Here is a 7,455-nt window from a genome sequence, read left to right as displayed (position 1 = left end):
AGAGAAGATCAAGGAACTGATGGCGGCTGTTGATGACTACATCGACACCCCTGAGCGTGAAGTCGACAAGCCGTTCCTGATGCCGGTTGAAGACGTGTTCTCGATCTCGGGCCGTGGTACCGTTGTGACCGGTCGTGTTGAGCGTGGCGTGATCAACGTTGGCGACGAGATTGAAATCGTCGGCATCCGTGACACTCAGAAAACAACCTGTACCGGTGTTGAAATGTTCCGCAAGCTGCTGGATCGCGGTGAAGCGGGCGACAACATCGGCGCCCTGCTGCGCGGTATCGACCGTGACGGCGTTGAGCGTGGCCAGGTTCTGTGTAAGCCGGGTTCGGTTACACCGCACACCAAGTTCGAAGCCGAAGCCTACATCCTGACCAAGGAAGAAGGCGGTCGTCACACCCCGTTCTTCGCGAACTACCGTCCGCAGTTCTACTTCCGGACCACTGACGTGACCGGCACCGTGACCCTGGCGGCTGGCACCGAGATGGTTATGCCCGGCGACAACGTCGGCTTCACCGTCGAGCTGATCGCTCCGATCGCGATGGAAGACGGCCTGCGCTTCGCCATCCGCGAAGGCGGCCGCACCGTCGGCGCGGGCGTTGTGTCGAAAATCATCGAGTAAGCCGGCTTTGCCGACTGATGGGCGGCAGTTGCTCTGAAAGAGTAATGAGAGCCCACTCGGTTGAACTAAAGAAGGCCGTCCCACAAGGGGCGGCCTTTTCTGTTTTTGCTAGGGGCAATATTCTCTTGGATTAGACACAGTTGGCGTGCAAAAATTCGGTTTATTGATTTGAGCTTTGGAAGCAGTTTCCGTGAATATACTAGAGATATGGTTGGCCGGAGAAAAACTCCCCACCAGCACAGAAATTTTGGGAGTACAACTTCTGTGGTGGGTTCGATTTGCCAAAATCGTACAGCTTTTCGCGGTATTGTTTCTTGTAGTCGAGTTTTTTGGAATCAAGAGGATAACAGAGTTCGCGCTAAATATTAATGAAAGAGTATACAGGGTTCGCGGCAGGGTCGAAGGCGTAAAACGAATTGTAGTCGGTGCGTACCCAGCCCTAAAGTCGACCATTTTTGGCAGCATCGATGATCATCACTCTTTGTCCGAAGAAAAAAAATTCCGCGACACTTCCATTGCACAGATTATAGTGTCTATTTGGCTGCTACAAATCGTTCTGTTGTTGTGGCTAGTGTTTTTTAGTCAATGCGATCATTGCGTTTCAACGCGGGCTTGGATTAGGTCTGTTTTGGAACTTGAAAGTTGGTTGGTGAGAATTGTCGTGATCGTCGCTTCACTCATCTGTTTCATTGCTCTACTACTTGTATTTTTCTTAAGCATGCTAGGCTTCGCGTTTTTGTTGCTATTTACATTGTCGGGTATGTTGACTGTCGTGGGCACATTTTTAGGCGCGTTGTCGGTTGCGCTGCGTGTCTTCTTTAACAGCAGGGCTTTCCGGATACTTGAGGCTCTTGCTGTCATCGGTGCGGTTCTCAGCTTTTTCCCCGAACTCCTATCAGCCTAGTGCAACATCTGGCGACTAATGGGGGCCATCACGTGTAAATTCCCCCCTTGCCAAACCCCACCAACCCCACTAATACGCGCGAGTTCTCAACAAGAACGTCAAGGCGGGGTGATTCCCGCCTTTTGGGTTCGATGAGGGTTGGCGATGCGCGCTTGTCCTCCTCTCAACCTCAACGCCTGATAAAAGGCTGTATCTATGCAAAGCCAAAACATCCGTATTCGGCTGAAGGCATTTGACTATCGCGTTCTGGATGCCAGCACGCAAGAGATCGTCAACACTGCCAAGCGGACCGGCGCGAACGTGCGCGGCCCGATCCCGCTGCCGAACAAGATTGAGAAGTTCACGGTTCTCCGTGGCCCTCACGTTGACAAGAAATCCCGCGACCAGTTCGAGATCCGTACGCACAAGCGTCTCTTGGACATCGTTGATCCGACCCCCCAGACCGTTGACGCGCTGATGAAGCTCGACCTCGCTGCTGGTGTGGACGTCGAGATCAAGCTGCAGTCGTAAGATCGGAGGGTATAGATTATGCGCTCTGGTATTATCGCAAAAAAAGTTGGCATGACCCGCCTGTTCATGGAAGACGGCAAGCAGATCCCTGTGACCGTTCTTCACCTGGACAATCTGCAGGTTGTTGCACAGCGTACCGCTGACAAAGACGGCTACACCGCCGTTCAGCTGGGCGCCGGTGCCGCCAAGGCAAAACGCACCTCGAAGGCCATGCGCGGTCACTATGCCGCTGCAAAGGTTGAGCCCAAGCGTAAGCTGGCCGAGTTCCGCGTCTCCGAAGATGGCCTGATCGATGTGGGCGCCGAGATTTCGGCAGAACACTTCCTGGAAGGTCAGAAAGTTGACGTTTCGGGCACCTCGATCGGTAAAGGCTTTGCCGGTGCGATGAAGCGCTGGAACTTTGGTGGTCTGCGCGCCTCGCACGGTGTTTCGATCAGCCACCGTTCGCACGGTTCGACCGGTCAGTGTCAGGACCCGGGCAAGGTGTTCAAAGGCAAGAAGATGGCCGGTCACATGGGTGCTGCCCGTGTTACCACCCAGAACCTGGAGGTTGTCAAAACCGACGCCGACCGTGGTCTGGTCTTCATCAAAGGCGCCGTTCCCGGACCGAAATCGGGCTGGGTTACCGTCAAGGACGCCGTGAAGAAGAAAGCACCCGAAGGTCTGCCGTTCCCGGCAGCCGTAAAAGGTGCCGCAACCGAAGCACCGGCGGAAGAAGCGCCCGCGGAAGGTGGTGAAGCATGAAACTTGATGTAATCAAACTGGACGGCGGCAAAGCCGGCGACATCGAGCTGGATGCAGACCTGTTCGGCCTCGAGCCGCGCGCGGACATCCTGCACCGTGTGGTCCGTTGGCAGCGTAACAACGCGCAAGCCGGCACCCACAAGGTCAAGACCCGCTCGGAAACCAGCTACTCGACCAAGAAGATCTATCGCCAGAAGGGCACCGGTGGCGCACGCCATGGTGACCGTAACGCGCCGATCTTCCGTGGTGGTGGTATCTACAAAGGCCCCGTGGTTCGTTCGCATGGTCACGACCTGCCCAAGAAGTTCCGCAAGCTTGGCCTGCGCCACGCTCTGTCGGCAAAAGCCAAGGCAGGTGAACTGGTTGTGATCGAGAACGCCGAAGCCGAAGGCAAGACCGCCGCTCTGGCCAAACAGGTTGCAAACCTGGGCTGGAAACGCGCTCTGGTCATCGACGGCGCGACCGTGAACGAGGGGTTCCTGAAAGCGTCCAAGAACATCGAAGGTCTGGATATCCTGCCGTCGATGGGCGCAAACGTCTATGACATCCTCAAGCGTGACACCCTGGTGCTCACCAAAGCGGCTGTCGAAGCACTGGAGGCTCGTCTGAAATGAGCGCGAAGGCAGAACACTACGACGTGATCCGCAAGCCGGTCATCACCGAAAAGTCGACCATGGCGTCCGAAAACGGCGCGGTTGTCTTTGAAGTGGCGATCGACAGCAACAAGCCACAGATCAAAGAGGCCGTTGAGGCACTGTTTGGTGTGAAGGTCAAAGCGGTGAACACCACCGTGACCAAAGGCAAGGTCAAGCGGTTCCGCGGCCAGCTGGGCCGTCGGAAAGACGTCAAAAAAGCATATGTGACCCTGGAAGAGGGTAACACCATCGACGTGTCCACCGGTCTCTGATCGAACCCGTCTTTGGAAAAAGATAAAGACCCCCGCGCAAGCGGGGGTTTTTCTTTGGCAACAACACCAAGAATTGAGCGCAAATCAGGCGACTTTCCCGGAATTCACTTGCTATCCCGGGCGGGGTGTCTATCCGGTTCCCTACAAGTAAGAAAACACGGCAGGCGCATGACCAAACCCTCTCTCTCGATCCGGGGCAACCCGAACATGACCTCGGCGCGGGATTGGGTCACGACACTTGCCAAGTATCGCGAACCCAACCAGTGGCGCAGCTCCTTTGAACTGGGTGTCAGCATTGTCCCCTTCTTTGCGCTTTGGACGCTATCCTGGATGTCGCTTTCGCTCAGCTACTGGCTGGCCTTTGCGATTTCCGTCCTGAACGCCGCCTTCCTGCTGCGGCTGTTTGCGATCCAGCATGATTGCGGGCACGGAGCGTTCTTCAAGAACCGTGCGGTTAGCGACTGGGTCGGACGGATAATCGGAGTGCTGACCCTGACACCCTACGACGTCTGGCGCCGGACACATTCCACGCATCACAACAGCTCGGGCAATCTGGACAAGCGGGGCATGGGCGATATCCACACTTTGACAGTGGCCGAGTATCAATCGAAAACGCCCATGAACCGGTTCTGGTATCGCGTTTACCGCAACCCCATCACACTGTTCGTCCTTGGCCCCGGCTATCTGTTTCTGTTTCAGAACCGCCTTCCGCTTGGTCTGACGGGGAGTGTCAGGTTCTGGGTCAGTGCGATGGGTACCAACGTCGCCATTTTGGTCGCACTTCTGGCGATCTACTATTTCGGTGGACTGATGCCGATGCTACTGATCTTCCTGCCCTCAACCCTGATTGCCGCAACGGCCGGTGTCTGGCTGTTCTACGTACAGCATCAGTTTGAGGACACGCACTGGGACCCCGATAAAGACTGGCAACTGCACGAGGCGGCCCTGCACGGAAGTTCCCACTACATCCTGCCCTCGGTGTTGCAGTGGTTCAGCGCCAATATCGGCATCCACCATGTACACCACCTGTACAGCCGTATTCCGTTCTATCGCCTGACCGAGGTGCTACGCGATCATGATGAACTGGCAAACAGCAACAAGATGACCATCCGGGAGAGCCTCGCCAACGCCCGGTTGCACCTGTGGGATGAGAAGAGCCGTCGCCTGCTGTCCTTCGCCGAGGCCCACGCGCTTTATGGGTGAGTGCGGGGAAGATTCCACCACCAGTTGGGCCGTCGGAAAGACGTCAAAAAAAGCATATGTGACCCTAGAAGAGGGTGACATCATCGACGTGTCCACCGGTCTCTGATCGGACCCGCCTTTGGTGAGAGATAAAGGGCCCCGCGAAAGCTTGTTTTTTCTTTAATGTCTATGAGATGCGCCAACGACTGCCCGTGGGATGGCACTTCAACGCCTGTAAGGCAGTCGCTGACGGTACGGCCTTCTTCGCCGCCGCAACTATCAGGGTATAGACATTGAGGAGAATGGCGAGAGATTTGAGAGCTTGCCATATGAAGCCAATCTTTTGGGCAAAGGTGAGAGGATGGCGACAGGCAAGCGTGCAGCAGTAGAAGCAAAATGTACCGAGCATGAAATACGATATCGGCAATTGGCTGAGAGCTACCTATAGACACCCACCACCAACTCTGTTTCACGCCTCACTCTTGCGGCCTCGGATTCGTTTCGGGGTGATCCCATTACTCCCCTCCGCCTTCCAAACAAGTTGGATTCTGCCGCGACGCCTCTATAGTTTCCTCAGCTATTGAGCACACAGAACTTTTTGAGGACAGTTTCCAGATGGCAGTTGATGTGGTCCTGATAGGTGACAGGAATGTTGTGTGCGGGCTTGCGGTCACCGGTCGCTCAGCGCTTGAGAATGCTGGCGAGGTGCTCAATTTCCATGTGATCTGCCAGAATCTGACCGTCGATATCAAGCAGAGGCTGCGGGACTCGTGGCAGCATGAGAGGTTCGGGCAGGTCACGTTTTGTGAGATCCCGCGCGACAAGATCGCGCCCTTCCGGTCGACCGGATATCTGAAAAGCAAGATGACCTATGCCCGTTACTTTGTGGCCGATCTATTCCCGAAGCTGGATCGCTGCATATGCCTCGACCCGGATCTGCTGGTTCTGCGCGATCTGGCCGAGGTCGGGAACATGCGTCTGGACGGCAAGGCGCTGGCGGCGGTGCCTGATGTCAGTGTGCGCGTGGGTGGCGAAGGAGGCAAACATCGGTCGCGTCTAGGGCTTGGGTCGGATGACGGCTATTTCAACGCAGGGGTGCTGGTCATTGATCTGACCTACTGGCGTGACAATAGCATCACGTCGAAGATCATCGATCTGACCCTCGACAAGAAGGATATTCTGCATTCGATGGATCAGGATGCACTGAATGTGATATATGACGGCAATGTGGCGTTTCTCGACCCGTCCTGGAATGTGTCGCAATATGAAAAGCCCGAGCCGATCGAGGGACAGATCGTGCATCTGATCGGCAGCGTAAAGCCCTGGCATTTACGTTACAAAAAGAAATTTTTGGAACCCTATTATCGCGATGTCATTCATAAGGCTTATGCCGACATCCTGGAACGCACTGCGTTTCGGGGTGCGAGCCCGCGCAATCCTATGGGTCTGGGGATGCAGATCGAAGAGGTGCGCGAGCGACTTCCGACCAAGGACATGGTGACGCGCAAGCTGGGGCAGTTGATCCAGAAATAACGGGCTTTGGGCGGGCCTTGAGTTTCCTATAGACACCCACCCCCAACCCTGTTACACGCTCCCAATCTTGCGGCCTCGGATTCGTTCCGGGGCCTCTGATATTTGTAACCGGGGACCTTCGGGGCCCTATACCCTTGGCACCTACGGGGGCCTATCACATAGCGGGGAAGCTCCCCGCACTTGCTAAACGGAAGACAGAAAGCATGGCACTCAAGTCGTACAAGCCGACGACGCCGGGCCAGCGCGGGCTGGTGCTGATCGACCGTTCGGAGCTTTGGAAAGGACGTCCGGTCAAGTCTCTCACTGAGGGATTGACCAAATCGGGCGGCCGGAACAACACCGGACGGATCACTTCACGCCGCCGCGGCGGTGGCGCAAAGCGTCTCTACCGGATCGTTGACTTCAAACGGAACAAATTTGATGTCGCGGCAACCGTCGAGCGGATCGAATATGACCCGAACCGGACCGCATTCATCGCACTGGTAAAATACGAAGACGGCGAGCAGGCATATATCCTGGCTCCGCAGCGTCTGGCTGTTGGTGACAAGGTCATCGCGTCGGCAAAAGCTGACATCAAGCCGGGCAACGCAATGCCGTTCTCGGGCATGCCCATTGGTACCATCGTCCACAACATCGAGATGAAGCCTGGCAAAGGCGGTCAGATCGCACGTGCGGCCGGTACTTACGCTCAGTTCGTTGGTCGCGATGGTGGCTACGCTCAGATCCGTCTGAGCTCGGGCGAGCTGCGCATGGTCCGTCAGGAATGCATGGCCACCGTTGGTGCCGTGTCCAACCCCGACAACAGCAACCAGAACCTCGGTAAAGCCGGTCGTATGCGCCACAAAGGCGTGCGTCCGTCGGTTCGTGGTGTTGCAATGAACCCGATCGATCACCCGCACGGTGGTGGTGAAGGTCGTACCTCGGGTGGCCGTACGCCGGTTACTCCGTGGGGTAAGGACACCAAGGGTAAGCGTACCCGCAACAAGAACAAAGCGTCCCAGAAGCTGATCATCCGCTCGCGGCACGCCAAGAAGAAGGGACGTTAAT

Annotated in this window: 9 protein-coding genes and 1 pseudogene; all 10 read left to right on the top strand. The window is 56.1% G+C overall.

Features of this window, described 5'->3' with window-relative positions; all coding sequences use genetic code 11:
- The coding region (locus ACR0NF_RS19865; protein ID WP_480778826.1) for an EF-Tu C-terminal domain-related protein at positions 1 to 628 on the top strand (628 nt) is incomplete at its 5' end.
- A 190-nt stretch (positions 629 to 818) separates the two neighbouring features.
- On the top strand, positions 819 to 1,532 hold the full coding sequence (locus tag ACR0NF_RS19860; protein WP_480778825.1) for a hypothetical protein: 714 nt from the start codon (positions 819 to 821) through the stop codon (positions 1,530 to 1,532).
- Between the two features lie 195 nt (positions 1,533 to 1,727).
- A complete protein-coding gene (gene rpsJ / locus ACR0NF_RS19855; RefSeq protein ID WP_008756422.1) occupies positions 1,728 to 2,042 on the top strand; it encodes a 30S ribosomal protein S10 in 315 nt (104 codons plus the stop codon).
- 18 nt (positions 2,043 to 2,060) lie between these two features.
- On the top strand, positions 2,061 to 2,786 hold the full coding sequence (rplC, locus tag ACR0NF_RS19850) for a 50S ribosomal protein L3 (RefSeq protein WP_298391073.1): 726 nt from the start codon (positions 2,061 to 2,063) through the stop codon (positions 2,784 to 2,786).
- The gene (gene rplD, locus ACR0NF_RS19845) at positions 2,783 to 3,400 is read left to right on the top strand and encodes a 50S ribosomal protein L4 (protein WP_480471827.1); all 618 of its coding nucleotides are present in this window, start codon (positions 2,783 to 2,785) and stop codon (positions 3,398 to 3,400) included. The genes rplC and rplD overlap by 4 nt, the downstream gene beginning before the upstream one ends.
- A complete protein-coding gene (locus ACR0NF_RS19840) occupies positions 3,397 to 3,693 on the top strand; it encodes a 50S ribosomal protein L23 (RefSeq protein ID WP_010437040.1) in 297 nt (98 codons plus the stop codon). Before rplD ends, ACR0NF_RS19840 begins: the two co-directional genes overlap by 4 nt.
- Positions 3,694 to 3,861: 168 nt before the next feature.
- Entirely contained in the window at positions 3,862 to 4,896 is a 1,035-nt protein-coding gene (locus tag ACR0NF_RS19835) for a fatty acid desaturase (protein ID WP_480471828.1), read from the top strand.
- Between the two features lie 9 nt (positions 4,897 to 4,905).
- Positions 4,906 to 5,002, top strand: a pseudogene (locus ACR0NF_RS19830) (50S ribosomal protein L23); the annotation flags it as partial.
- A 488-nt stretch (positions 5,003 to 5,490) separates the two neighbouring features.
- On the top strand, positions 5,491 to 6,408 hold the full coding sequence (locus ACR0NF_RS19825; protein WP_480471829.1) for a glycosyltransferase family 8 protein: 918 nt from the start codon (positions 5,491 to 5,493) through the stop codon (positions 6,406 to 6,408).
- A gap of 203 nt (positions 6,409 to 6,611) precedes the next feature.
- A complete protein-coding gene (rplB, locus tag ACR0NF_RS19820; protein WP_170356688.1) occupies positions 6,612 to 7,454 on the top strand; it encodes a 50S ribosomal protein L2 in 843 nt (280 codons plus the stop codon).
- Position 7,455 lies beyond the last annotated feature (1 nt).

The sequence above is a fragment of the Ruegeria sp. CF4 genome (genome assembly GCF_056537345.1).
This window is presented reverse-complemented; position numbering and strand designations above follow the sequence as displayed.

Coding starts and splice junctions, on each gene's coding strand:
- rpsJ (WP_008756422.1), top strand. CDS start 1,728: ATGCAAAGCCAAAACATCCGTATTCGGCTGAAGGCATTTGACTATCGC.
- rplC (WP_298391073.1), top strand. CDS start 2,061: ATGCGCTCTGGTATTATCGCAAAAAAAGTTGGCATGACCCGCCTGTTC.
- rplD (WP_480471827.1), top strand. CDS start 2,783: ATGAAACTTGATGTAATCAAACTGGACGGCGGCAAAGCCGGCGACATC.
- ACR0NF_RS19840 (WP_010437040.1), top strand. CDS start 3,397: ATGAGCGCGAAGGCAGAACACTACGACGTGATCCGCAAGCCGGTCATC.
- ACR0NF_RS19835 (WP_480471828.1), top strand. CDS start 3,862: ATGACCAAACCCTCTCTCTCGATCCGGGGCAACCCGAACATGACCTCG.
- ACR0NF_RS19825 (WP_480471829.1), top strand. CDS start 5,491: ATGGCAGTTGATGTGGTCCTGATAGGTGACAGGAATGTTGTGTGCGGG.
- rplB (WP_170356688.1), top strand. CDS start 6,612: ATGGCACTCAAGTCGTACAAGCCGACGACGCCGGGCCAGCGCGGGCTG.